This is a genomic window from Paraburkholderia panacisoli (assembly GCF_008369935.1).
Classification (GTDB): Bacteria; Pseudomonadota; Gammaproteobacteria; order Burkholderiales; family Burkholderiaceae; genus Paraburkholderia; species Paraburkholderia panacisoli.
Map to the genome: position 1 here is coordinate 1 of NZ_VTUZ01000078.1, position 25157 is coordinate 25157.

Consider the following 25157-nt stretch of genomic DNA (forward strand, 5'->3'; position numbering starts at 1 on the left):
TTCGCAGGCCAAACTCAATGCCGTGGCAAGACGATTGAACGAGCGTCCGAGAAAGACACTGGACTACGAGACGCCCGCCGAACGATTCCAGCAAACTATTGCATCCACCGGTTGAATCCGCCACCAGACAGCAGACCTTCTGCTGATTTTGCCTGAAGGACCGAGACTCATGCATTGCGCCGATCAACTACGGCGCAACCGATCCAAGCTCGTGCTCGCCAGTTGCCATGTAGCCTTGCCGTTCACGGCGGTATTGGATCGGCGAGACGCCACGTGCCGACTTGAATGCGCGGCTGAAAGAGAATTCCGACCCATAGCCAACGCGCGACGCGATTTCACCAAGGCGAAGCTCGGTTTCCTCCAGCAACTGTGCAGCAATGCCCATGCGCCAACGCGTCAGATACTGATGAGGCGGTTCGCCCACCAAGGCGCAGAAATTGCGGGCGAATGCAGCACGCGACAACGTGGCTTCTTTGGCAAGTTCCGCCAGTGTCCAGGCACGTTCGGGTGATTCGTGTATCCGCGCAAGGACCCTCGTCATTTGCGGCGATCGCAACGCCGAAAACCAATCATTATCTGCAGGAGAAGCAGCATCCGCCCATTCGCGCATCAAGTAGACGAACAGGGAAGAAAGCAGATTCCGCACTACGATATGGTTGCCAAAGTTCGGTGTCTCAACTTCATTACGTAGCATGCGCAGCGTATCGCTCAGTGGGGAATGTCCGGGTTCCATCCCGGCGCGGAGCAATACAGCCTGCGGAAGCGCCCGCAATGCGGGGAGCGCCAAATGCTGATTCAAGTTGAACTGGCCGCAAATGAGCGTGGTTGCTTTGGGATCAGGGTCAACGACACCATCGTGCCTGGCCAGAAACGTATCGAGCGGAATGGCCTTGCCTCGTTTCGAATGCACGACTTCATGCGCACTGCCACGCGGGAATAGGACCAATTCACCTGCGCGTAATTCCATCGCTTCAGCGCCAGATTGACGAACGAAAGCATGACCTTCCGCCGCGAAATGGAACACCACGGCATCGCGAGATTTCACCGCGAATCCCCACGGCCCAGCCACGCGCGTCCGTACCAGCACAAGGCCATCAGCGCGGACCGCTTTCAACCACCCGTTCAATGCTTCCATGACTTCATCATAGCAGAATGAGACGAATCGACATGCATTCTGGATGGATTGATATTGATCGTCTTCATCGGAGCGACTTTAATGGAAGAGAGGCAACCCCCAAAGGCGAGACCATGAACAGAGAACAGATTCAAGCCGCAATCGATACCATTTACGCGCGCGTTTTCAACAAGGGCGAGTCCGAACTGCTACCGGGCCTCGTCGCTGGTCCGTATATTCAGCACAACCCGATGTTTCCTGATGGCACCGATTTCATCTCCGGCTATATAAAGCAGGTCGGCAAGGTGTCGTGCGAGGTCAAGCGCACTGCGATCGACGGTGACCTTGCTTTCATTCACGTGCGCTATCTGGACTGGGGCGGCAAGGAAACTGCGGGCGTCGACATCTTCCGTTTCGATGCCGATGGAAAGATCGTCGAGCACTGGGATGTTTTGCAGCCGGTGCCGGAAACGGCCAACAACACGAATACGATGTTCTGAGCGCTTGCGGAAGATGGGATCGAATGAAACAAAGTGCCCCCTTCACAACAACATCGGATGCAAGGACCTGACATGACTGAACCGCCAGGCATGGAGAGCGTTGAATTCATCGAAATCGATGGTTGAAGATCCGCTTCCGACGCAACCGGGGCGGAACCGGAATCCCCTTGGTGCTGACGAGTCCTTGGCAGGAAAGTTTGTATGCCTATAATCGAATCTGGTCGAGCCTCGGTGCCGAAGCTTCTCTTATCTCAGTCGACCTTCCAGGTTTTGGGCAATCGGAAAGCAGGTCGGAATTGATGTCGCCCCGAACAATGGGGGAGTTCATTCCGAAGATGCTCACTGCGTTCGGCCTCGACCGTGTCCATGCCATTGGGCCCGACGTTGGTACCTCCGCGCTTCTCTTCGCGGCCTACGCCCGTTCCGACTTGTTCGAAAGCCTGGTAGTCGGAAGCGGTGCCACCGACGCCGCGCTCACGGCAGGGGCATTGAAGGACTTGATCAACGCTCCATCGACAATCCCCTTCGAAGAAAATGGCGAGGAGATCGCCATCGGCGCCATCGAACAGGTGATGCGGATCAATCCGGGCCAACAGGTGCTCGACGACTATTGAGCATCTTCGGCCCGACGGCGTTTCGCCGAGGCGATGGCTTACGTGCGTGCCTATGCCGTCGATCTTCCGACCCTGCAGGCCGTGCTTCCCAGCATTCGCACCCCCACTTTGAGCATTTGGGGAACGCATGATCCGCTCGTGCCCCTTGAAAACGCCAAGATCCTCGACCGGGCGTTGCCAAGAACGCGCTCACTGATGCTCGAAAGTGGCCATTTCGTGTGGGAGGACAACTCGAAAGAGTACGCGACGGCGATTCTGGAATGGATTCGAGGCGGCTACAAAACTGCTTAATGCTGGTCCAGTACCGGAATGTAGTCTGTCAAAGCATCATGTCAGGGCCTTGACGCATTCCAACGCAGTGTATTCGGCTCAGCCGGCGGCGGCCGACATGTTGACCGACGCTTGAGCGCCCGCTGTACATTCGAAACACGCCGCACTGGGCGCAACATGGCGATCGGCAGCAAAGGGGTCGATGAGAGCCGACCGCATCTGCCGGCAGTCAAGCCAGTTTCTGCCATTCGATCTCGGGCTCGGTCGGCCATTCAGGCGTCCGCCCCCACTCGACGAACAGGCCCTCGCGTCGGGATCAAGTCGGACGGTTGGTCGGCCTATCCGGTCCCATTGTTTGGGCTGCAAGCTGTAGTCGGCGAATGGCCAGTTCGACGGAAGGTTTCTGGCCTAGATCAGAAAATAGGTAGTTTCCTAGGAAAACTGGATGACATTGTCAACAATATCACGCTGCAGACGGGCCCGATGACCGGATGGCAATACGCCGGTGGTGGACAGCCAGCGCTGCCTCGCCGCCGCTCGTGGCGTGAAAGAGTCCAAGCTGCTCGAACTCCTCTTCCTGCAGCGGCGTGATGGCGATATCCGTGTAGGCGTAACGTTCCGGTGCCTTGATGACTTTCCTGAGGATAGCCTCTGTCCTGAGGTAGAAGCGCAGATATTTTGTCACCTTGACAGCGGTCTCACTCCAGTAGCGCGGATAGAAGCGAAGCGGCGATTCGACCGGTAGCCCCCAACGGCGGTCACGGCGGTGTTTCATCCGCAGGGCTCCCCCTTCGAGCGGATGCACACCCTCGTGTTCGATCATCAGTCTGAACCAGGCGATTGTGCGCATGATCGTCTTCGGTCGGCCGTTCGGGATCTGCGCTGCCCGCTTGACGATCGTGCGGATGTGCTCGTACGAGTAGAACGCGCTCCAGGCGCACCGATACGCTTCTTCCCAATCAGCGTCCGACATTTTCGGGTGGTGCGTAACCCGGTGGTTGGTGTCGTATTTGTTGATGTCCGGGTCCATCCATTCACCGTTCCTTACCATCGTCTGATGATCCTCGGAGCCCGGAAGCGGGGTGAGCATGAAGAATTCGAGAATGTCGATTGGCAATTCACGCTTGATGATCTCGATGTCGCGCAGGATCGATTCTTTCGTGTCCGCCGGGAATCCGATGATATAGCCAGCGTAGGTAATCGCGCCGTGGGCGCGCCACTTCTGCAGCATGGCGCGGTATTCGGTGATCTTGTTCTGCCGCTTCTTGGCCGCGATCAGATTCTCGGGATTGATATTCTCAAGCCCGATGAACACGCGACGCACACCCGCGCGCGTTGCCTTCTCGATGAAGTTTGGAATCTTGTGACAGAGCGTGTCGACCTGGATCGTGAAGCCGCAGTGAATGCCTTCCTTTTCCCGAAGTTCGATGACGCGGTCGAGAAGGATTTCCCAGTCGTGATTGCGGGCGAAATTATCGTCCGTGACGAAGAACCGGTCGATGCCCTGCGTTGCGTTCTCGCGGATGATCGTCTCGAGATCGTCGGGGGTGCGAAAGCGACTCTTGTGTCCCTGCACGTTGATGATGGTACAAAACGAGCACTGATACGGGCAACCACGACCGAGGTCAACCGAGGTATAGGTACCCGCCGTGCGTTCGATATGCTTGCGCGGCAAGAAGGGCTGGGGAGCACCTTCGAGCGAGGGTAACGCGTCCATGAAATTGTACAAGGGCTTCATTGCACCATTCCACGCGTCGAGAAGGACTTCATCAAGACGCCGTTCCTCGGCCTCCCCAGCGAAGAGCGCCACACCCATTGCTTGCGCTTCCTTGAGCTCATCGGGCATCTCGGGCAGCATGGAGATGCAGCCAGAAACGTGGAAGCCACCGATCGCAACCGGCAAGCCTGCGGCACGGAACTGGCGGGCGAGGTCGAGTGCGCGCGGGTACTGGTTCGACTGGACACCGACCAGACCAATCATCGATCTCCCGCCCTTTGCCTTCAGGTCACGAATGATGCGCTCTGGCCACACCCGCTGGTTGGTTTCGTCGCATGTTTCGATCTCAAAATGGACGCCGGGGCCCAGCAGGTTTCGCTTTCGCGCGTCATCAGCGAGCGCATACATACAGGCGAGTGTATTGGAAGGCATGACCGAGCGGAGCCATTGGATCGGGTAGCCGTCGTCGTCGTAATGGGTCGGCTTGATGAGGACGAGAGAGAATCGGAAACTGTCAGAAATCGAGTTCATCGTGTCCATGGTCTGCTCTGTAGCCCTGTCTGGAAGTCACAAAACCGTGAAGGTCGTCCGTCTTCAGAAAATTGGAGATGAATCGTGAACTGGCAAGCAGTACAACAACCCGCATCCTACCCGCCTGGCCCTCTGCTGTGTTTACAATTCCGCAGGCGCCAGGTTTCGAGGATCGGGATCCTGTTGGGGCCGACAAGAACTATGACACGGCGGGCTTCGTGGCGAGTTGCCGCGCCAATCGTGTGACGCCGCATGTGGCGCAAAACGACGGCCGCGGAGGTGGCTCGGCGATTGACGGCCGCACGACACGCTGGGCCGGCCACGCCATCAGCCAGCGCAAGCGCAAATGCATCGAGCAGGTCTTCGGCTGTAGCAAGACGGTCGACCGGATTCGTCAGGCGATGTATCGTGGCCGCACGCGGGTTGAGCAGTTGTTCCTCCTGACGCAGGCGGCCTACTACAACCTCACGCGCATGCGTACGCTTGCGGGCAGAGCGGCGTAGAAGTGCAAATCGGCAAGAAGACGGCATTGGTTCCACCTGAATTAAGCACGCTCGGCATCAAATCGACACGAACCAAACCTGCGCGGCGGATGTAGGACGAAGTCTGCGGGTAAGGCAGGTGCACTGCGGATTTCGAAGTTTTTTTGACCTGCGGCTTGGTCGCAAACGCAATTTCCTCGGGCACACCGGTCTGCTGCCGTCTTTTTGGATCGTCCGCCCATTCCTGCGGCAGATAAAGCTGCCAGGCGATGGGCAGGCTCGCCTCCCCCGTAGCGACCGACAGACTCACGGCAACCTGACAGTTATCCTGCTTGCCCAACTGCCCGCAGTATTGCCGAGCCACGCCCACCGAATGGAATCTGGAAGCAGCCATTCGCAATGTTGCGATGACTGGAAGGCCACAGCGCGGGACCTGCGCTGTGGGGGCGGTGTTGTACTTGTAGTCCCGCTGCGTACTTCTCGTTCCGTTCCCCGGAGGCGAGAGGTCAAGTCGGTGACGGTTCGCGATCGCCTTCAGGCGTGTGTGTCACCGACCTCTTTGGTTCGAAACAAGCAGCTGCGCGATCGCGCCGGAGAGCGGCAGTCCTCGATATTTCTCCAGCCAGAAGAATTCGCCCACCGGGTTGACCTCCAGAAAGACGTGATGACCATCGGGGGTGAGGATGAAATCTGCTGCGCCATAGTTGAGGTCCAAGAAACGCATGAGCTGCAGAAGTCGTTCCTCGACCTCGGCTGGAAGCTCATACGGTTCCCATTCATCGATGAGTCCAAAACCGTCACGGCGCCAATCGATACTAGATTTTTCCGAACGCTGGGAATCGATGGAGGCGGTAAACACCCGGGCACCGACAATTGTGGCCCTGAGCTCCAGGGTCTTGGGAACGTGTTCCTGGAATATGGCCGGGCAGTAACGGAGATCGGAAAGGTGTTCGAGGTCCTTGGTTTGGACAGCGTTGGTAAAGACCACCTTCTGTTCGCCTCGTTCATAGATGGCAAACGAGGACAGCGTTTTCATGACGATTCCCTGGCTGCATTCGCGTGCGAACAGACGCACCGCCTCTGGCTCATTCGTGATCACGGTGCGTGGAATCTCCAGTCCGACCTCTCTGGCGATCTTTAACTGGAGCTGCTTGTTTTCGGCGCGCCGCAGACGGTAGACAGGATCGAGATGAAAGGCGTCGAGGCTGGCGATCATACCTTGTACCGCGGCTCGCGATTCATCGATCGCAGCCCGTCTCAGTTGCAGGTCCATCGTCTCAGGGATGCGCCGACCGATGGCCACGCGCCGGTACCACACAGCGGATACGGTGTCGAGGTCCAGCTCGTAGTGGTCGCACGTGAGCACCAGGTGTTCCTGGTCGCCACTGTACCGGTTGCTAAGTTGAATGTCGGTCGGAAATCCATCGGTATCGAACCGATAGGCGATGCCACCTTGTTCCGCTACGGCATCCATCACCAGCGGAATACTTTCGTTGTCGTTGCCATGGGTGATTATCAGAATCACCGGCCGTCGATGCCGATCGGACATACTGTAGGCGCTCTGCTAAAGGGTTGTCTTTGCTTCGGATGCTTAACTAACACCGGAGCGGTTGACTGGATCAAGTGTCCGACGCGAGAACGTCGTTCCGGACACTTAACGCCAGGTTCAGTCTCGCCACAGATTCATGGAGACTGGAAGGGGGCGGGGGCGACTTCCCCGTCTGAGGGATACGCCATCGTCACCGGGTGTGGCGCGAGAAGGTTAGTCCGAATGGGAGCAAGCCCACTCCGGAGCAGTCCCTGAATATCGGGCAACTCCCCGATCGGAACGCCCTCCTGGTCGGAAGGGGCAGCCATCGTCACGGCTGAGCCGCCGCGTAAAGCTTTCATCTCCTCCCCCGTGAGATCCCTGGAGAACTGACCTTCCAGAAAATGCGCGAAAAACGGGACCGGTGGCAGATCTTTGATTTTGACGTCAGACATGATTGCTTACCTCGCTGAAGAGTTTGTGGGCTTTGAATGAGGCGCACGCCGCCTCCTCATACAAGTAACCGCAACCTGCGTGCCAGCGCCTGCGCGCTCTCCCAGCCAGAGCGTAGCCACCTGTCGCGACGCAGTATTCCACGATGGATCGCGATCACGGCTGAAGTGCCTGGAGCCGGTTAAGCCGAGTGATCGCCGGATAAACGCCAACGTGTGTGCGTGGTTTGTTGGCCGTCGGCCAACAGCTCATTAGCGCATCCATTGGGAAGAAGCCAACTCGTTCCGGGACTGTTCGCGATGCTGGAACGGACGTCCGAGAACTTCAGGCAACGCTCCCGAAGGGGCACTGAAATGCGAATGAAGCGAATGCTGTGATGGTCGGTCAAGCAGCACTTCTTGCGGGACGAACTTGTGTCGCGCAACTGTACCCGCAGGAGTTCATGGAACTCGCCAAATACTGCGCGAACAACGCGAGCTATCTCGATGCCACGATCCGGACGTTCGACCGCGAAGTTCAGTTCTACTTCGCGTACCGCGGCTACATCAATATCTGCAAAGCTGCGGACCTGTGCTTTTGCTACCCGCGCGTGTCATCCAGCAACAAAGCCGTGTGCTGCGACGAGACGTTCGATCTGGCACTCGCGCACAAGCTCATAAGCGAAAACGGGTGCGTCGTCAAAAATGATTTTCATCTCGATGACGAAGAACGCCTGATTGTCGTATCGGGTCCCAACAACGGCGGGAAAACGACCTTTGCTCGCACCTTTGGCCAACTGCATTATCTGGCGAGGATCGGTTGTCCGGTCCCTGGCAGCAATGCCGCGCTCTTTCTGTACGACCGGCTGTTTACGCATTTCGAACGCGAAGAGAATACTAAAGATCTGCGCGGCAAGCTGCAGGACGACCTGATGCGCGTTCATCACATCATGAAGCACGCCACGTCGCGCAGCGTCATCATCATGAATGAGATATTCAGCTCGACAACGCTGACTGACGCACTGTCATCGTGGCGTTGTTGCAGAAACGCGTGAAAATCGTATTCGTGACGCACCTGTATGCGCTGGCTCACGGGCTGTATGAGCAGAAGACGCAGGCCATGATGTTCCTGAGAGCGGAGCGGCGGCCAGACGGAGAGCACACATTCAGACTGACAGAGGCCGAGCCTTTGCAGACCAGCTATGGGGAAGATCTGTACAGGCGGATATTTCTATCGCAGGGTGATGAGCAAACGCATGGCGAGCCAGCCTCGGCCGACCTGTCGAAGGTCGGATAGCGTGCTGCCTATCGCGCAGTCATCAACCCGGTCGAACATAATCGACGCATTCGCGATTTCATGATTGCCATAGCGGACGGAGCCGGGACGGACGCCGGAATGCCATTCATTGCCTGCCTATCTTCCCATCAAGCGCTCCATCGCCTCGATCAGATGCAAACCAGCTCAAGCGGCTAAGAGGGGCGACCAAGGAATGCGAAGCGTGGGTAACGCGAAGATCATCCCGCTACGGACAAGCCATGGTCAAACCGCCGAATGGCCAGTTTGCACGAGCGATATTTAAAAGCACAAAATTACAATAAGGCAGAAATGTGCAACACTACTGTCATATACGCCCCGGGTGCCAGTTCGCGCGGCATGCGGTTCGGGTTATGGCAGCAGGAACGGATGCGCAGTGCTTTATGCTAATTCTCCTTAACCTTCTGGCCGGCGTCGCGCTCCTCGTGTGGGGTTCTCACATCGTGCGCACCGGTATCCTGCGCGTGCTCGGCGCCGATCTGCGCGGCGTGTTGGGCCGTAGCACCAGTAGCCGCTGGCGGGCGTTCCTCTCGGGCGTCGGTGTGACGAGTCTCGTGCAGAGCAGTAACGCCACCGCGGTGATCGTCACGTCGTTCGCGGCGCAGGGGCTCCTGCCGCTCACCGCCGGTCTCGCGATCATGCTCGGCGCCGACGTCGGCACCGCGTTGATGGCGCGGGTGCTCACACTCGATCTGTCATGGTTGTCGCCGATCCTGGTCCTGGTCGGCGTGCCGCTCTTCCTGTCGCGCAAGCAGACGCGCATCGGCCAGGTCGGCCGTACGCTGATCGGGCTCGGCCTGATACTGTTGGCGCTGCATCTGATCGTCGAAGCCGCGCAGCCGATGATGCAAGGCGCAGGCGTACGCGTGATGTTCGGCGTGTTGACCGGCGACAAGATGCTCGACGCGCTGGTCGGTGCCGCGTTCGCAATCCTGTCCTATTCGAGCCTCGCCGCGGTCCTGCTGACCGCGACGCTCGCTTCGTCCGGCGTGATTTCACTGCAGGTCGCGTTGTGCCTCGTGATCGGCGCGAATCTCGGCAGCGGCTTGCTGGCGCTGCTCGGCACAGTCGCGCAGAACGCTGCGGCGCGGCGTCTCGCATTGGGCAGCTTTGCGTTCAAGCTGGCCGGCGCGCTGCTGATCCTGCCGTTTGCGCCGCTGCTCGCGCGCGGGCTGCCGGTGCTGATCGCGAATCCGCGTGACGCCACGGTCGGCTTCCACCTGATCTACAACACGCTGCGGTGCTGCGCGTGTCTGTCGCTGATCGATCCCGTGGCGCGCATTTGCGCTCGCGTGTTGCCTGACCGGCCGCAGCCGAACGGCGGGCTGCGGCCGCTGCATCTGGATGCCGCCGCGCTGCCCACGCCGACGCTCGCGCTCGCGCATGCCGCGCGCGAGGTGCTGCGTATCGGCGATATCGTGCGCACGATGCTCGACAACGTCGCGGACCTGATCCATCACAACAATCTTGACAAAGCGCGCGAAACGGTCCGTATGGACGACGACGTGGACGAACTCTACGCCGCGGTCAAAACCTATCTGACGCTGATCTCGCGCGAGCAACTCGACGAAGCCGACAGCCGCCGCTGGACCGACATCATCTCGCTGACGATCAACCTCGAACATGCGGGAGACATCATCGAGCGGATCGTCGGGGACATCGAGGAAAAGAAGATCGCTCACCGTCTGTCGTTCTCGGAAGAAGGGCTGGGTGAACTGGACGACTTGCAGGCGCGGCTCGTCAGCAATCTGCAACTGGGCCTGTCGGTGTTTCTGAACAACGACCTGCGTTGCGCCGAACGCCTGCTGGCCGAGAAGGAGCGCTTCCGAGATCTGGAGCGCGCGTATTCGTACCATCATCTGGACCGGCTTGCCGGGCAAACCCTGCGCAGCATCGAGACCAGTGCATTGCATCTGGATCTGATCAGCGACATGAAGCGGCTCAATTCGCTGTTCTGCTCGACCGCCTATCCGGTGCTCGACGCCGCCGGCGCGCTGCACGACACGCGCTTGCGCAAGCGCGCGCTCGATACGATGCATGTGAAGGAATAGACGCCACGCCTACGCCAGAACGATCTCTTCCAGCTTCTTTTTCAGCGCGGCAAAGCCGGTGGCTTCGGCCGCCTTTTTGTTGGTGACGAGCACGTCGATCCGCTCGACCGGGCAGTACGAGATGCGGCTGCGCTGGCCGATCTTGCTGTAGTCGGCGAGGATCGCCACGCGGTCCGCGTTGGCGACCATCGCGCGCGCCACTTCGGTTTCCGCGTGATCGTAATTGGTCGCGCCATGGCGGTGGTCGATGCCGACCGGAGACAGCAGCGCCAGGTCCGCGCGATAGCGCTGGATGTCGAGCACGGTGGTGGCGCCGGTGGTCGCCATTGCGCGGTCGCTGATCGAGCCGCCGAGCAGGATGACTTCGTTCGCGGCGTCGGCTTGCTCCACCGCGCCGCGCATTTTTAGCGCGACGTCGATCGAGTTGGTGACGACCGTCAGGTTCGCCAGTTTCGCCAGCTCTTCGGCAAGCGCCGCGGTGGTCGTGCCCGCGTCGATGAAAAGCGTCTGGCCGCTCGCGATCAAACCGACGGCCGCCTTCGCGATCGCGGTTTTGGATTTGACGCGCAGGTGGGCGCGCTCGGCAATCGGTGCTTCGTCGGCGGGCTTGATCGCGCCGCCGTGCACGCGCCGGAGTTCACCCAGCGCTTCAAGGTCGAGCAGATCGCGCCGTACGGTTTCGCGCGATACCCCGAGGTCCGCCATGATCCGTTCGGTCGACACGCGCTGTAGCGTGGACAGCAACGCGCGAATTCTCTGATGACGGTCTTCCTGCCACATGCATTTTTCCCTGGATGAGCGCGCGGTGAGTGCTGGAATCCACGGTGACATCGTGGGCACGGATGTGTGTCCGGACGATGTCAAGCCTACTACTTTAGCCGGATTGTGTTGTATTTTTTTGGTAGCTTGCAACTTTGTGTATTTCAACTTAGCCTTCGCAAATCAAGGTGCCGCGCCTGTTTCGAACATCCAATGTTCGAAAAGGAATTGAAATGTCTGGCTTCGCGCATTTCGCGGCATTTTTTGGCGATCCGATTGGCCTGTGCCGGCCATAATGAATCTTGGGATGGGCCGGCTGCACGATTCGCAAGCGGCGTCTTACCGGGTTGGAATGCTGCGCGCTTCGTCATCCTGACAAAGATTTTGCAACGCCAGAAGCGGCCGATGCACGCGCGATACGCCGGACTATCGCCGCGTTTGCCTAAGCGCGATACTACGCACGGGACTGGCGCGTGAAGTCGGGCACGCAGCGCAGCGTGCATCGTGGCGGCCATGGAGGCAGCGGCGGTCGCAAACGTGTCGAGAGCAACTCAACCGCTCTATCTGGAAGGTAACGGGACGTGGCAAACGCGATTGATCACGGTTTATCCGCAGAATGGCCTTATCCGCGACTGGTCGCGCATCGCTGCGGTGGCACGCTGGCACCGGAGAACACGCTGGCCGGTTTTGACGCCTGCGTGCGCTATGGCTACCGCATGGTCGAATTCGACGCGAAGCTGTCCGCCGACAACCAGCTTTTCCTGCTCCACGACGACACGCTCGATCGCACCACCAACGGCCATGGCGCCGCCGCCGGGCACACTTGGCAGCAACTGGCCACGCTCGACGCCGGCGCCTGGCACGGGCCGCAATTCGCCGGTACGCGTCTGCCGTCCCTCGCCGACGCGGCGCAGCGCTGCGCGCGCGACGGCATTGCCGCCAACATCGAAATCAAACCTTGTCCGGGGCGCGAAGCGCTCACCGGGACGCTGGTGGCAAAGGGCGCGCTGACGTTGTGGCAAGGGCAGACCCCGCCGCTGCTGTCGTCGTTTTCGTTCGAGGCGCTTGCCGCCGCGCGTGACGCCGCGCCGTTGCTGCAACGCGGCATGCTGTTCGAAGAGGTGCCAGCGGACTGGCTGCGCATCGTGCGTGAACTGGACTGCGTGTCGCTGCACGCGAGCCACCGGTATCTGAGCGAGCCGCTGGTCGCGCAGATTCGCGCGGCCGGGCTGCGCGTGCTGGCCTACACGGTGAACGATTCCGCGCGTGCACAACTGCTCGCGCAATGGGGCGTCGACATGATTTGCACGGATCGCATCGACAGACTGCAACACGACATGTTGTCCATGCCGGTGAACCCGGCCTGAGCACGACGCGGGTGCGCGAGTGCGGCCCTGCGCTGGCGCGTGCGTTGGAGCTCGAATTGAAAGTTTCCAAACGTGGCAATTTCGGCAGAGGATGGGGAAGACTATGAACCGCACCGCGTTAGCTCGTTTACTTTCGATGTCAGCCGTCGCGGGTGTCGCCGCGGCGGGCGTCGGCAGCGCTTCGGCCGCGCCACCCGACGCACTGATCGCCGCTGCGAAGCAGGAAGGCCAGCTTACCGTGATCGCATTGCCGCACGACTGGTGCAACTACGGGCAACTGGTCGCGGGCTTCCAGAAGAAGTACGGCATCAAGATCAATGAGCTGAATCCGGATGCGGGCTCAGGCGACGAAATCGAAGCCATCAAGGCGAACAAGGGCAACAAAGGTCCGCAAGCGCCGGACGTGATCGACGTGGGCCTGTCGTTCGGTCCGTCCGCGAAGGCTGCGGGGTTGCTGCAGCCGTACAAGGTCGCAACGTGGAACGCGATCCCCGCGGAGTCGAAAGATGCCGACGGCTACTGGTACGGCGATTATTACGGCGTGCTGTCGTTTGAAGTGAACGCCGACATGATCGACAAGGCGCCGTCCGACTGGAGCGATCTGCTCAAGTCCGACTACAAGAACGCCGTCTCGCTGGCGGGCGACCCGCGCTCGGCCAATCAGGCGATCCAGGCCGTGTATGCAGCCGGCTTGTCCCAAAGCAAGGGGGACGCCAGCAAAGCCGACCAGGCCGGCCTCAAATTCTTCGCCGACCTGAACAAGAGCGGCAACTTCGTGCCGGTGATCGGCAAGGCCGCATCGCTCGCGCAAGGCACTACGCCGATCATCGTGCGCTGGGACTACAACGCGCTCGCCGACCGCGACACGCTGAAGGGCAATCCGAAGGTACAGGTGGTGATTCCGAAAACAGGCGTGGTCGCCGGCGTGTACGTTCAGGCAATCAGCGCGTACGCGCCGCATCCGAATGCGGCCAAGCTGTGGATGGAATATCTGTACTCGGACGAAGGCCAGATCGGCTGGCTGGCGGGCTACTGCCACCCGATGCGCTACAACGAACTGGTGGCCGCGAAGAAGGTGCCGCAAGCGCTGCTCGACAAGCTCCCGCCGCCGTCGTCGTATAAGAATGTGGTGTTTCCGACGCTGCCCCAACAGGACGCCTCCAAGGACACCATCACGAAGCACTGGAACGACGCGGTCGGCGCGAACGTCAAGTAAGCGGCGTGGCTGAAGTCGTCGCGGCTCTGGAGCGTATGCGCCGCGACGTCGAACCGTAGCGAAAAGTTGTGCCGTCGCGCGCCGCTCATTCCGGGTGGCGCGTTGCGTTATCCAGAAAGCCCCAAGGGTGAGCTATGAGCGCTTCATCGGATGCCGGGTCGGTGCAGCCGGAATTGCTGGTTCCACCAGCGCTTACGCCAACGCCTCGCGTCGACGGTCCGGGCCGCGCGTCGCAGTGGCTTGCGTGGATCGGCGTGATGCCGTTCTTCACGTTTGCGCTGATGTTCCTGATTCTGCCGACCGGCTTTCTGATGGTCGGCGCGTTCCAGGACGCGCAAGGCCACTTCACGCTCGCCAATTTCCGCGAGCTGTTCCAGCCGACTGTGATGGACGCTTACTGGATCAGCTTCAAGGTGAGCGCCGCGTCCGCGCTCGGCGGCGCGTTGATCGGTTCGCTGCTCGCGTGGGCGGCGGTGCAGGGCAAACTGCCGGGCTGGATTCGTCCGACCTTGATGACGTTTTCGGGCGTCGCGTCGAATTTTGCCGGCGTGCCACTCGCGTTCGCGTTCATCTGTACGCTGGGGCGGGTTGGGCTCGTCACGGTACTGCTGAAGAAGTACCTCGGCGTCAATCTGTACGCGACGGGATTCAGCATTCTGAGTTTCTCCGGTCTGACGCTGACCTACCTGTACTTCCAGATTCCGTTGATGGTGCTGATCGTCACGCCCGCGCTCGACGGCTTGAGGCGCGAATGGCGCGAGGCCTGCGATTGCCTCGGCGGTACTCCGTATCAATACTGGCGCTACGTCGCGCTGCCAGTGTTGTGGCCGAGCGTGCTCGGCGCGACGCTGCTGCTATTCGCCAATGCGTTCGGCGCGGTCGCCACGGCTTACGCGCTGACCGGCAGTTCGCTGAATATCGTCACGATCCTGCTGTTCGCACAGATTCGCGGTGACGTGATGCACAACCAGAACCTCGGCTACGCGCTCGCGCTCGGGATGGTGCTCGTGACCGGCCTGTCGAATGGCGGTTACATCTGGCTGCGTTCGCACGCTGAAAGGGGGCGCCGATGAAAAGCCAGTCGCGGGTGGGAGCATGGACCGCGGTGATCGTCGGTTCGCTGTACTTCCTGATTCCGTTGATCGCGACGTTCGAGTTCAGCTTGCGGATGAAGCGCGGCACGTACAGCTTCGAGGCGTATCGCGTCGTGCTGGCCGATCCGCATTTTCAGGCTTCGTTCGGCTACTCGATTCTGATGGCAATCCTGACGATCGTCGTCGGCGTGTTGCTGGTGGTGCCGACCGCTTACTGGGTCCAGTTGCGTTTGCCGAAGCTGCGGCCGGTCGTCGAATTCATCACGCTGTTGCCGCTGGTGGTGCCGGCGATCGTGATCGTGTTCGGCTATCTGCGCATCTATAACAGCAGTTCGATTCTGCCGTTCACCGGCAATGAGCGCGCGACCGATCTGCTGCTGGTGTTCGGCTACGTGACGCTGTCGCTGCCCTACATGTACCGCGCGGTCGACGCCGGCCTGCGTGCAGTCGACGTGCGCTCGCTCACCGAAGCGGCGGAGTGCCTCGGCGCGAACTGGCCGACCATTCTGTTCAAGGTGATTTTCCCGAATATCCGCTCGGGCATTCTGTCAGGCGCGTTTCTCACCTTTGCCGTGGTGATCGGCGAGTTCACGTTGGCGAGCCTGCTCGACCGGCCCGCGTTCGGCCCGTATCTGCAATTGATCGGTGCGAACCGCGCCTATGAACCGTCGGCGCTCGCGATCATTGCGTTCGCGATCACGTGGGCGTCGATGGGTTTGATTCAGGTATTCGGCTCAGCCCGCGCGTTGAGCGGCCAGAACATTTGACGCACTGAGTTTGACGCACTGAGGCAGCGAATCATGGCATTCCTTGAGATCGAAAGCCTGAACAAGTCGTTCGGGGCGAACACGGCGCTGCATCACTTCGACATGCAGATCGAACGCGGCGAGTTCGTCACGTTCCTCGGGCCATCCGGTTGCGGCAAGACCACCGTGCTGCGGATGATCGCCGGCTTCGAAACGCCGACGCGCGGCATCATCCGGATGGACGACCAGGACGTCACGCACCTTCGCACGCGGCAGCGCAAAGTCGGCATGGTGTTTCAGGCGTATGCGCTGTTTCCGAACATGACCGTCGCCGACAACATCGGCTTCGGGCTGAAGATTGCGCATCGGCCGCAGGCGGAGATCAGCAGGCGCGTCCATGAGATGCTGGAACTGATCAAACTGCCGCAGCTCGGCGAACGTTATCCGTGGCAGCTGTCGGGCGGCCAGCAGCAGCGCGTAGCATTGGCGCGCGCGCTGGCCGGCAGGCCGCAAGTGCTGCTGCTCGACGAACCGCTGTCGGCGCTCGACGCGAAGATTCGCATCTCGTTGCGTCAGGACATTCGCGCGCTGCAGCGCGAACTCGGCATCACGTCGATTTTCGTCACGCACGATCAGGAAGAGGCGCTGTCGATTTCCGACCGCATCGTCGTGATGAACGAGGGCCGCGTCGAACAGATCGGCTCGCCGTCCGAGATCTACAACTATCCGCGCACGCGCTTTGTCGCGTCGTTTGTCGGCACGCTGAACATTCTGGCCGGGCACGTGGTCGATCCGGCGACCGGCAGGATGGCGGTGGACGGTCAGGAGTTGACCACCACTCAGGCACTGCCGGCGGACGACGCGGGCAAGCGGCGTCTGCTCGCGCTGCGGCCCGAGGCGATCGTGCTGGAGCCGGCCTCGCCCGGCCGCAACACGCTGAAGGCGACCGTCGAAGAGGTGAATTTCCTCGGCGCGGTTGTGCGCATCAGAACGCGCGTGAAAGACGCGGTGATTTCGCTCGACGTGTTCAACGACCCGAATCGCGGTTTGCCTGAACGGGGGCAGCCCGTCTCGCTGGGTTTCTCGCACGAGAATTTGCTGGTGCTGGAAGAGGGCGGCGTCTAGGAACCGGTTGGTCGACTAGTACGACTGTGTTAACAAATGCTCGTTTCGTCGACCGTGGCATGGACACCTTTCGAAGCTGGCCAGCAGGGCTGCGGCGAGTTCCGATCGCAACGTGGCGATGGAATCTGCTGCGTGGCGCTGCCTATGCAGGGGCGCCCCGGGGCCGGAAACCTTTGGGTAAGGCAGGCATTTCGCGGGGTAGCCGCTGGGCTGGCGTTTTTTTGTGCCGTCAACACGTGCAGGCGCTGGCAGCACGCCGCTCGATTGCCTCGGTGATCCTCAGGCCGGCGATGGTGCACGGCTACGGCGGCGGCATCTTCGGCATGCTTGCCGGCATGGTCCGCCAGACCGGCAGTGTGAGAGTCGATGCTCGCAAATCGCTTGGGCCATTTGCTGACGCACTGGCGCTCGACCAGACGGTAAGCGGCCAGCATGCCCTGCGAGTTCTTGCGTGGGAACCCCACGGCCCCGGCCTGATTGCGGACCTCTCTGACCAGAAGCACTTTCAGCAAAGCAACGGAGCATGGCGATGGCGTTAAACACTGCATCTATCAAATCGATAGGAGACCGCTACTTTGAACTCGGTTGCCCTTCGGGCGGTATCACCGCTATGTCATGCCGCTGCATCGCTGACACGACACCGTCGACATAGGCATCCGACAGTCCGTGTCGTTGCAGCGCGTGTTCAAGCCTGAATACATAATCTACGTTCGTTCCCAGCGGTCCTGATGCATGGGCCACAAGCCGGGCTACCGAGCCAACGGACGCGTCAGCTTCGTAAAGGCGATGTGCCGGATCCGCGACAAACGCTATCGCCCAAACGTGCCGCTCATCGTGAAGTTTCAACTGCACCCACGTCGGAACATACGCACCTGTCAGCATTTCGCGCCTCCATAGCAGCCGGAGCTCCTCCTCCAGGTCAGCTGCATGGAGCCGCAGTGCCAAACCCGCAGTTTTGCCGCCCGGTTCCAGCGACAGCATCCGGCCAGGAGTCATGGCGCTACCCCGTCCGGCGATAAGCCTCAGGCAGAAGCTGCGATGCCAACCGTGAAGCTCTGCAGGTATGCTGTCGCTGACGTATAGAAGAGGGTTCCAGATCAGCGACCCATAGGCAAATAGCCATACATCGGCAGTGTCGGGACGAAGGCGCATCGTTGCGCGAAGCGATTCCTCGATGCGATCTCGCGTCCAAAGCATCTCCCTCGGAACGTCGCGGAACCATTCGAGGTATCTGCCGGTGCTTATGGATTCTCGTGTTAGCAATTATTGCCTCCCGAAACTTCTACATGCGAGATTTGCAATCGTCGCAATATGGTCAGCGCCATGGACGCGGCTTCCCCGCCGGCCAGCCGCCAGAAAAGTCAATAACGCTACCAGTCAGGAAACGCGATTCGGTCGATGCGAGAAAGCGAATTAATTCCCCGATTTCTTCAGGACGGCCCAGTCTGCCTACGGGAACCTCCGATCGCACGTACGCGCTTCCAGCCGGATCATCCACGAAGATGTCGCGAGGGTAGTACGCATCGCTGTACAGGAAGTTTGGTGCAATTGCGTTGACGGCGATGTTCAAACCGGCGAGTTCAATCGCAAGCGAGCGAACGAGAGCATTTGCCGCGGCTCTGCCGGCATCTGGAATAGCGCCTCCGTACATTGGAAGTTTTGTGCGGCAAGAAGTGATCATAACGACGTTGCCGCCGCCTTGCCTCTGGAAGAACGGGATGGATTCCTTCAGCAACGCAAATGGCGTAACCACGAGTTTTTCCAGCGTCTGACGCAGGTCGTCCAGCACTGCGTGCGACAACTCTCCATGGACGGCTGGAAAGTGGTCATTGCTGACGACAACGTTGACATGACCGGATACATTCCACGCGTTCTCAATGAGTGCCTTCGGCGTCGCGCCACCGATGCGTACCGCATTCGGATGTGAATCCGAGTACTCGTGCCACGCATCCCGATCTTCGAACGTATCGTCATGAACCAGCACCCGAAAACCGGCTTCTGAGAGGGCAGTCACTGCAGGCGGCCCGGCGTAGTCGGCGGCGTTTGTCACCAGTGCAATTTTGCGGTTAGTCTCCATTTGCAAACTCCGAAATACAGATGAGTGTGGGAGCCATTGAACATTCAAAGGGTTCGGCGCAACGAATTGATAAACGCTTGAATGGCAGCCTCGTCGCGCTTGAAAAATTGCCATTGGCCGACGCGCGTCGCGTTCACCAACCCGGCTGAGCGCAGTGCAGCGGCGCGAGAGTAGATGGTGCGCGTTGAAGCGCTTACGGGGAAGACGGCGTAGGCGCATATGAATCATTCCTTGCTGGCATAGCGTGGCCGAGCCGTGCCAAACCGGTTTGTCATTGGCATCAGCTCGTAGGAGACGCCGGGACCGTTATAAACGACTACCTAACTCTTCCTTGCGACGATGTAATAAGCTGCTTGTGCGGGCGTTGTTCGCCGCGATGACGTCCGCCACGATTGCGATCCGATCCCGTGTTCAGGCACGCGGCCAAGAGGCTTGCAATGACCAATGACGCTACTTCTCCGGGTGGTGCGCCGGAGGGCAAACCGGAAGCCGGGCCAGAAGGCACCGGTGACTCTGCGCTGGAGGAGAAACAGACCCCACGAAGCAATCCGCGCTACGACCAGATATTCCCGGTGCTGACCGAAGCAGACATTGAGCCGTCGACGAACAGTTCGATACCCGTGACGAAGCCGTTGCGCGGTGGCAAGGCCGATGGCCGCTGCTACCGCCCGTCATGACGGCCGTCTTGTTCGTGAGTCGATCCATGATGCTCTCCAACGAGTGTTGGGGAAAGAGATGGGTGTGATGTGAAAGGCCAGTCGGCCAAAACGGTGCTTGAGCCCGTTTTGGCCAGCACTTTTCGAAGCGCGGTTACGCAGCAACGACCTCGGCATGAGAGGCGTAGTCCGTATAGCCGCGTGCATCGCCGCCGTAGAACGTTGAGCGATCATAGCGAGTGAGTGGCTTGCCTGCGCGCAGACGTTCGGGCAGGTCGGGGTTCGAAATAAACATGCGCCCAAACGCGACGAGGTCCGCATGGCCGTCGGCAACGATCTGTTCGGCGCTTTCCCCCGTAAAGCCACCCGCGGCGATAATCTTGCCTTGGTAAATGCGGCGCATGTCCTTGGACGTAACGTCCGATGCGCTCGTCTCCCGCTCGACGATGCCGCGAATGCGTGGCTCAATCACATGCAGGTAGGCGAGGTCGTAGCTGTTCAGATGCTCGGCCACATAACCAAACGTGGCATGCGGATCGCTGTCGGACATCGTGCCGTATGTGCCACTGGGTGACAGGCGAAGGGCGACACGACTGCGGCCCCACACTGAGACGACTGCGTCGAGTGTTTCGAACAGGAATCGCGCACGGTTTTCGATCGGACCGCCGTACGCATCAGTGCGGTCGTTCGTTCCATCCAGCAGGAACTGCTCGAACAGGTATCCGTTGGCGCCGTGGAGCTCGACTCCGTCGAAGCCCGCTTCTTTCGCAAGAACGGCGCTGCGGCGGAACTGCTCGACAATGCCCGGAATCTCGCTGAGCTCGAGCGCGCGCGGTACGACCAGTTCGGCTTCGGTGATGTTACCGTCCTCGTCGCGAATGGCTGCGTGTTCGAGCGAGCGTAACGCGGAAGGGGCAACGGGCGTCATCCCGCCCGTGTTGGCCGGGTGCGCCTGGCGTCCGGCGTGCCACATCTGAAGGAAAATGCGGGCGCCCTTGGCATGGGCGGCATCGATCACGCGTTTCCAACCCTCTACCTGAGCGTCCGTGTAGATGCCGGGCGCGTCGACGTATGCAATGCCAAGCGGCGAGACTGCGGTTGCATCGGTAATCAGCAGGCCGCCTTCAGAAGCGCGCTGCGCATAGTAGTCGACCATCAGGTCGCCGGGGACATTGCCTTCCTCGGTACGCATCCGCGTGAGCGGGGCGAGCACGACACGGTGATTGAGTTCGAAAGGTCCGATATGGGTACGGCTGAAGAGCTTGTTCATTCGTTGATCCCTCTGGGGAGCGTTGACGATGAGCGAATCATGGCCGCCATAGCGGCGGTGCAGAAGAGCGCTGCCAGCGATAACTGTCATTCCGTGCGAGCATGTCGTGAACCGCGACCAGACCACCATGCCTGAGCGGAATGTCAGCGATGCCCGATACGCGCCTGCTGCAAAGCGGGATATGCAGACATGATCGGCACGTCGGGTCATCGAACGGAACAGGGGTCGGATGTTCGCAATCGACGCTGAACGCTGACGGACGCCGGCCAGCGTTTCTACGAACCTGCGAAGCTCGCGATCAGGGAGGCCGACGAGGCCGAGCAGGTCGTCCGTCACGCGGCCGATAGCCTGTCCGGCAAGCTGCGCGTGAGCGCGGCCGAAGGAATGCGGACGGCGGTCCTCAGCGGAATGGGGCTCGCCGTCGCGTCGCGGGAGGTTTTCTCCCGAACTGGCGTCGGGCAAGGTCGAGGCTGTGTTGACCGGCTGGACTTTGCGCGCGCTCGATCCGTGGGCCGTCTTTCCAGCAGGGCGGCTGGTGACGGCGAGAGCGAGCGCATTCGTTGAATTCGTCGAAGAGGCACTCGCTCGGGCGTAATAGCGAGTCGTATCGGCGGAACCCATTACTCAATGGAATAACCGGAATTCCGCGCCATCTACTACTGCCAACTCCTGTTAATGACTAAATTTCGTCCAACCGACTGGGACGTCGGAAGGTCACTCAAATATATCGCGCGATATGCGGCGCGAAAGCTTTGAGCTGGTACAGAAATGATCGAATTGGAGAAATGGAATGGGCAAGAGCAGCAAGGTTCTGGTGGCGGGTGCGAGCGGACTCATTGGCGTAGCCGCTATCGAAGGCTTCCTCTCAGCAGGTTGGGATGTTGTCGGCATTTCCAGGCGCAAGCCGGAGCTGCCGAGCGGCCGCGACTTCGAATTTATCCCGGTGGACCTGCGCAACGAGAACGCCGCCCGTGAAGCGCTATCTGCGCTTGACGACATCACGCACGTTGCGTATGCAGCAATCTACGAGAACGCGGATGATCTGGTGAGCGGCTGGTCGAACGCCGATCAGATCGAAATCAACAATGCGATGCTGCGCAACGTCATCGAGCCTCTCGTTTCAGGGAAGTCGACACTTAAGCACGTATCCATCCTGCAGGGGACGAAGGCATACGGCGTCCACCTTCACCCTATCGCTATCCCAGCACGCGAGAGCGATCCCCGCGACAATCACGCGAACTTCTTCTTCGACCAACAGGATTACGTCCACGACGAGGGTCAAAAGCACGGCTTCACGTACACTGTGCTGCGCCCGCAACTCGTCACCGGGAAGACAGCTGGCGCGCTCAACGTGCTGCCGGCCATTGGCGTCTACGCGGCTATCCGCCGCGAAAAGGGCGAAGCATTCGGCTTTCCGGGCGGCCCATCGTTCGTGTGGGAAATGGCCGACGCCGATCTCGTCGGCCAGGTGACGGTTTGGGCGGCGCAATCTCCACAAGCCGCGAACGAGATCTTCAACGTCACCAACGGCGATGTCTTCGAATGGCGGAGCGTGTGGCCGGCGATGGCGAAGACGCTGGGCGTGAACGTCGGAGCAGATGAGCCTGTCAGCATCGCGCAGTACATTCGCGACAACGCCGACGTGTGGGCGAAGATCGTCGACAAGTACGGCCTTGCGAGTGGCGATCTTCACGCGTTCGTCGGACAGGGCGATCAGCATGCGGACTTTGCGTTTGCATACGGCGCACCGGCGGGCCCGGTTGCTTTCGTCAGCACCATCAAGCTTCGCAAAGCGGGATTCAATGCGGCCGTCGACACCCGGGATGCATTTTGCGACGCGCTCCAGTCTTTCATAGACCGGAAGCTCCTGCCGCCCGCACTGTGATAAGTCGAGGCGGTCCGCACTGATCACGCATCGGCTCCGCGCTACCCTTCATCCAGCGATACACGCCGCCTGCGCGACGCAGGCGATACTTCATGGAGAAGCGCTCGCCTGTGACGAAGCAGCGGTGGAGCGCCTGGCCTAAGCTCGCGGCATCATCGGGATGGACGGCGATCTCTATGAAGGCCGCCAGTCGGCTCGTGTCGGGCCTGTCCGCATGCGCTACATCCAAGCCGAGAAAATCTATCAGGCGCTTGTTGAAGAAGTTCGGCTCGCCATCCGGAGTCAGCCGCCAGAGGAAGACCGGGACCATATCGACGAACTGCGAGAGCTCCCGCTCGCGGTCACGCAACGTCTCCTGCGCGAGAGAGACTCCGTACCATTGCACGATCGCTCCGCCTTGATCGCGCCGAGGTTCCAACCTGCACTCCACCCAGCGGTAGGAGCCATCTCTTTCACGCCAACGAAAGCGCATTGCGCCGGCACCGCCAGTTTCAAAACAATCTCTCAACGTGCGCTGCACCTCGGGCGCATCTTCGGGATGAACGAGCTCTTGCAGCAACTTGTCGATACGCGGGTCCTCGAGATCTCCAGGCTGCGCGACAACGCAGCGGAGGTAGCCCCGGTATCTCTTGTTGAAGTAGACCGGCCCGCCCGTAGACGCTGCGCTCCAGATGCGGATCGGCACGGCGTCGATCATCTGCTGAAGCTGTCTCTCGCTCTGCCGAAGCGCATCCTCCGCCGGCATCTGATCGTCGATGTCATGGCAAAGTCCGTACCACTCGACGATGCGTCCACTCTGATCCCGCATCGGTTCCGCGCGGCTCGATATCCAGCGATACGCGCCGTCGGCACGCCGTAGCCGATACCTCATGAAAAAGCGCTCGCCGGTGGAAATACAGCGAGTCAACGTGTCTCCAAACGCTGTCGCGTCGTCAGGATGGACCGCGGCCTCGATCATCGCCGCCAGCCGGGTCGTTCCCGGTCTGTCCATGTCCGCCACGTCCAGGCCTGGAAAATCGACCATGTGCTTGTTGAAGAAGGTCGGTTCACCGTCGGGGGTCAGCCGCCAGAGATGGCTCTGGGACCCTGTCCACGAGCAGCGAGAGTTCCCGCTCCCGGTCGCGCAACGCCGCCACGGTTTTCCTGTGAACGTCGGTCTCAATCGACGAACCGACCCATCCCCATATGCCGATGTTCAGACGAATTGCGCCAATGTGACCTGACCTTTAGCGCAATGCCTGGCGGCCTCGAAGTCAGCGCGTCAGTCGTACGTGAAAGCACGCTCGTGAGCAGGATCCTTCAAATCACTCCCGCTAACCACAGCGCAACGTTGACAGCATATCGGCGGGTGTCCCGCAGGGCTTGCTGCCCGGTCTGCATCCCGTTGCCAGGAGGATCAGTCACAAAGCTCGGACAGCCCAATCGCGTGTCCCAGTTGTAGTCGGCAAAATGGTGAAAGGTACTTTGGGCGATTGCGCGGCCCCCTCGGACTGAGGGTTCGAAAGCGACGGCAAGATTGAAACTCTTGCCGCTTACCTTGCTTTTACCTCGTGCGATCACTCGTGCCGGTTCGTCGTCAGGGGCGTCCACGGCGCCCTCGTGCGGGTGTGCCGGCAGGAATCGGATCGCGCCGGTGGGAGAGGTAGAGTCGGCTAATACTGGATGTCTAGGTTCGACGATCGCGACTTCCTGAAAGTCTCCATTTGCTCCCGAGTGAAAATTGGGCCAGGAAATGTGACTTGAGAGCGGATCGTCGGTCACACGTCTGGATGGGTCGGGGTCCACGTTTCGCGTGTGAAAGTGATGTGCCTTACCCACCCCGCTTAAACTGCACAGCGAACTGCCCAGATCCATGTGATCCCGGGTGACGAACAGCCCGCGACCTGCCTGTCGGAATCGCGAGATGCCAGCGCAGTCCTCGGCGGTCAGGCCGTCCCCTTCGTCAACGGCGAACAACCACAACTCGTCGAACTCGGTTTCATCGAGTCGAGAAAGAATCGAGTCCGGCTGCCCGAGCCGTTCGCGGTCCCGAGCAACGACGTTGAACATCACGCGCTCGGCGGGATCTCGATGTGTCTGCAGTAATTCTGTCAAGCGGCTGAACCGCGCGATCGACCAGTTGTCGCCGACAGGTGGGATGGTCGTTTGAAGCAGGATCTGGATAGTATGCACGATGATCAGTAGGTCACGTTAGTCAATCAGGAGCGGAAGGAGGGGTGACGTTTCCAAGGCATGAAACGAGATTCATGCCGCCATCCCATCTGTCGAATGCCCGTTGGCATCCGCGTTAAATCCGGTCAGGCAATTCAGTTCAAGTGCACGGATCTGCTCGGTCATGAAGTCGATGAACACGCGAATGCGCGTCGGCAAATGCTGCCGGTTCAGGTAACAGATGTAGTGCCCGCGATC

At 60.2% G+C, this 25157-nt stretch carries 24 protein-coding genes and 4 pseudogenes; 15 read left to right on the forward strand and 13 right to left on the reverse strand.

The annotated features are described in order from the left end of the window. Nucleotides 1–187: 187 nt before the first annotated feature. Nucleotides 188–1135 carry an AraC family transcriptional regulator gene (locus tag FVF58_RS48235; RefSeq protein ID WP_149676566.1) on the reverse strand — a complete coding sequence of 316 codons (948 nt, stop codon included), beginning with the start codon at nt 1133–1135 and terminating at the stop codon, nt 188–190. Nucleotides 1136–1152: 17 nt separating this feature from the next. On the opposite strand from FVF58_RS48235, the gene FVF58_RS48240 reads away from it, so the two are divergent. The 3 genes from FVF58_RS48240 to FVF58_RS48250 all read left to right on the forward strand — a co-directional run bounded on the left by FVF58_RS48240 (nt 1153) and on the right by FVF58_RS48250 (nt 2519). Then, nucleotides 1153–1614, forward strand: coding sequence for a nuclear transport factor 2 family protein (locus FVF58_RS48240; RefSeq protein WP_246217560.1), 462 nt, complete (start codon nt 1153–1155; stop codon nt 1612–1614). A gap of 122 nt (nt 1615–1736) precedes the next feature. Further along, on the forward strand, nt 1737–2228 hold the full coding sequence (locus FVF58_RS48245) for an alpha/beta fold hydrolase (protein WP_149676567.1): 492 nt from the start codon (nt 1737–1739) through the stop codon (nt 2226–2228). A gap of 33 nt (nt 2229–2261) precedes the next feature. Next, nucleotides 2262–2519: an alpha/beta fold hydrolase gene (locus FVF58_RS48250; RefSeq protein WP_149676568.1), complete on the forward strand. Its 258-nt coding sequence runs from the start codon at nt 2262–2264 to the stop codon at nt 2517–2519. A 442-nt stretch (nt 2520–2961) separates the two neighbouring features. On the opposite strand, the gene FVF58_RS48255 is transcribed toward FVF58_RS48250, so the two are convergent. Beyond that, complete coding sequence (locus FVF58_RS48255) at nt 2962–4755, reverse strand: B12-binding domain-containing radical SAM protein (protein WP_223191236.1); 1794 nt, start codon at nt 4753–4755, stop codon at nt 2962–2964. 173 nt (nt 4756–4928) lie between these two features. On the opposite strand from FVF58_RS48255, the pseudogene FVF58_RS48260 reads away from it, so the two are divergent. Continuing rightward, nucleotides 4929–5249, forward strand: a pseudogene (locus tag FVF58_RS48260) (IS5/IS1182 family transposase); the annotation flags it as partial. 145 nt (nt 5250–5394) lie between these two features. Here FVF58_RS48260 and FVF58_RS48265 read toward each other — a convergent pair. The 3 genes and pseudogenes from FVF58_RS48265 to FVF58_RS48275 form a co-directional block, all read right to left on the reverse strand. Then, nucleotides 5395–5604 (reverse strand): annotated as a pseudogene (locus FVF58_RS48265) (transposase); the annotation flags it as partial. A 171-nt stretch (nt 5605–5775) separates the two neighbouring features. After that, nucleotides 5776–6777: an MvdC/MvdD family ATP grasp protein gene (locus FVF58_RS48270; RefSeq protein WP_149676569.1), complete on the reverse strand. Its 1002-nt coding sequence runs from the start codon at nt 6775–6777 to the stop codon at nt 5776–5778. A 134-nt stretch (nt 6778–6911) separates the two neighbouring features. Next, complete coding sequence (locus tag FVF58_RS48275) at nt 6912–7211, reverse strand: microviridin/marinostatin family tricyclic proteinase inhibitor (RefSeq protein WP_149676570.1); 300 nt, start codon at nt 7209–7211, stop codon at nt 6912–6914. Between the two features lie 440 nt (nt 7212–7651). Here FVF58_RS48275 and FVF58_RS48280 point away from each other — a divergent pair, with 440 nt between their 5' ends. The 3 genes from FVF58_RS48280 to FVF58_RS48285 all read left to right on the forward strand — a co-directional run bounded on the left by FVF58_RS48280 (nt 7652) and on the right by FVF58_RS48285 (nt 10553). Then, nucleotides 7652–8242, forward strand: coding sequence for a MutS-related protein (locus FVF58_RS48280; protein WP_223191237.1), 591 nt, complete (start codon nt 7652–7654; stop codon nt 8240–8242). Further along, nucleotides 8239–8484 carry a hypothetical protein gene (locus tag FVF58_RS52395; protein WP_223191238.1) on the forward strand — a complete coding sequence of 82 codons (246 nt, stop codon included), beginning with the start codon at nt 8239–8241 and terminating at the stop codon, nt 8482–8484. The genes FVF58_RS48280 and FVF58_RS52395 overlap by 4 nt, the downstream gene beginning before the upstream one ends. A gap of 401 nt (nt 8485–8885) precedes the next feature. Next, nucleotides 8886–10553, forward strand: a complete 1668-nt coding sequence (locus tag FVF58_RS48285; protein WP_149676571.1) for a Na/Pi cotransporter family protein — start codon at nt 8886–8888, stop codon at nt 10551–10553. Between the two features lie 9 nt (nt 10554–10562). Here FVF58_RS48285 and FVF58_RS48290 read toward each other — a convergent pair whose 3' ends face one another. Then, nucleotides 10563–11333, reverse strand: a complete 771-nt coding sequence (locus FVF58_RS48290) for a DeoR/GlpR family DNA-binding transcription regulator (protein ID WP_149676572.1) — start codon at nt 11331–11333, stop codon at nt 10563–10565. Nucleotides 11334–11893: 560 nt separating this feature from the next. Between FVF58_RS48290 and ugpQ the strand changes: the two genes are divergently transcribed. The 6 genes from ugpQ to FVF58_RS48320 all read left to right on the forward strand — a co-directional run bounded on the left by ugpQ (nt 11894) and on the right by FVF58_RS48320 (nt 17399). After that, the gene (gene ugpQ, locus FVF58_RS48295; RefSeq protein WP_149676573.1) at nt 11894–12679 is read left to right on the forward strand and encodes a glycerophosphodiester phosphodiesterase; all 786 of its coding nucleotides are present in this window, start codon (nt 11894–11896) and stop codon (nt 12677–12679) included. 103 nt (nt 12680–12782) lie between these two features. Then, complete coding sequence (locus FVF58_RS48300; RefSeq protein ID WP_149676574.1) at nt 12783–13895, forward strand: ABC transporter substrate-binding protein; 1113 nt, start codon at nt 12783–12785, stop codon at nt 13893–13895. Between the two features lie 134 nt (nt 13896–14029). Beyond that, complete coding sequence (locus FVF58_RS48305; RefSeq protein WP_149676575.1) at nt 14030–14968, forward strand: ABC transporter permease; 939 nt, start codon at nt 14030–14032, stop codon at nt 14966–14968. Next, nucleotides 14965–15756, forward strand: a complete 792-nt coding sequence (locus FVF58_RS48310; RefSeq protein WP_149676576.1) for an ABC transporter permease — start codon at nt 14965–14967, stop codon at nt 15754–15756. Before FVF58_RS48305 ends, FVF58_RS48310 begins: the two co-directional genes overlap by 4 nt. A 33-nt stretch (nt 15757–15789) precedes the next feature. After that, nucleotides 15790–16860, forward strand: coding sequence for an ABC transporter ATP-binding protein (locus tag FVF58_RS48315; protein WP_149676577.1), 1071 nt, complete (start codon nt 15790–15792; stop codon nt 16858–16860). Between the two features lie 236 nt (nt 16861–17096). Continuing rightward, nucleotides 17097–17399 carry a hypothetical protein gene (locus FVF58_RS48320; protein WP_246217561.1) on the forward strand — a complete coding sequence of 101 codons (303 nt, stop codon included), beginning with the start codon at nt 17097–17099 and terminating at the stop codon, nt 17397–17399. Between the two features lie 31 nt (nt 17400–17430). Here FVF58_RS48320 and FVF58_RS48325 read toward each other — a convergent pair whose 3' ends face one another. The 3 genes and pseudogenes from FVF58_RS48325 to FVF58_RS53915 all read right to left on the reverse strand — a co-directional run. Continuing rightward, nucleotides 17431–18123: a gamma-glutamylcyclotransferase gene (locus tag FVF58_RS48325; protein WP_149676578.1), complete on the reverse strand. Its 693-nt coding sequence runs from the start codon at nt 18121–18123 to the stop codon at nt 17431–17433. 52 nt (nt 18124–18175) lie between these two features. Further along, a complete protein-coding gene (locus tag FVF58_RS48330; protein WP_149676579.1) occupies nt 18176–18937 on the reverse strand; it encodes an SDR family oxidoreductase in 762 nt (253 codons plus the stop codon). A gap of 44 nt (nt 18938–18981) precedes the next feature. Next, nucleotides 18982–19092: pseudogene (locus FVF58_RS53915) on the reverse strand (transcriptional regulator); the annotation flags it as partial. Between the two features lie 282 nt (nt 19093–19374). Here FVF58_RS53915 and FVF58_RS48335 point away from each other — a divergent pair. Further along, a complete protein-coding gene (locus tag FVF58_RS48335) occupies nt 19375–19614 on the forward strand; it encodes a hypothetical protein (RefSeq protein WP_149676580.1) in 240 nt (79 codons plus the stop codon). A 133-nt stretch (nt 19615–19747) separates the two neighbouring features. On the opposite strand, the gene FVF58_RS48340 is transcribed toward FVF58_RS48335, so the two are convergent. After that, nucleotides 19748–20863, reverse strand: a complete 1116-nt coding sequence (locus FVF58_RS48340; RefSeq protein WP_149676581.1) for an alkene reductase — start codon at nt 20861–20863, stop codon at nt 19748–19750. A 790-nt stretch (nt 20864–21653) separates the two neighbouring features. Here FVF58_RS48340 and FVF58_RS48350 point away from each other — a divergent pair. Then, a complete protein-coding gene (locus tag FVF58_RS48350) occupies nt 21654–22748 on the forward strand; it encodes an SDR family oxidoreductase (protein WP_149676582.1) in 1095 nt (364 codons plus the stop codon). On the opposite strand, the gene FVF58_RS48355 is transcribed toward FVF58_RS48350, so the two are convergent. The 3 genes and pseudogenes from FVF58_RS48355 to FVF58_RS53925 form a co-directional block, all read right to left on the reverse strand. Beyond that, the gene (locus tag FVF58_RS48355) at nt 22714–23910 is read right to left on the reverse strand and encodes a PAS domain-containing protein (protein WP_281291362.1); all 1197 of its coding nucleotides are present in this window, start codon (nt 23908–23910) and stop codon (nt 22714–22716) included. The genes FVF58_RS48350 and FVF58_RS48355 overlap by 35 nt on opposite strands. A gap of 137 nt (nt 23911–24047) precedes the next feature. Next, nucleotides 24048–24920 carry a hypothetical protein gene (locus FVF58_RS48360; RefSeq protein ID WP_149676583.1) on the reverse strand — a complete coding sequence of 291 codons (873 nt, stop codon included), beginning with the start codon at nt 24918–24920 and terminating at the stop codon, nt 24048–24050. Between the two features lie 72 nt (nt 24921–24992). Then, nucleotides 24993–25157 (reverse strand): annotated as a pseudogene (locus tag FVF58_RS53925) (LysR family transcriptional regulator); the annotation flags it as partial.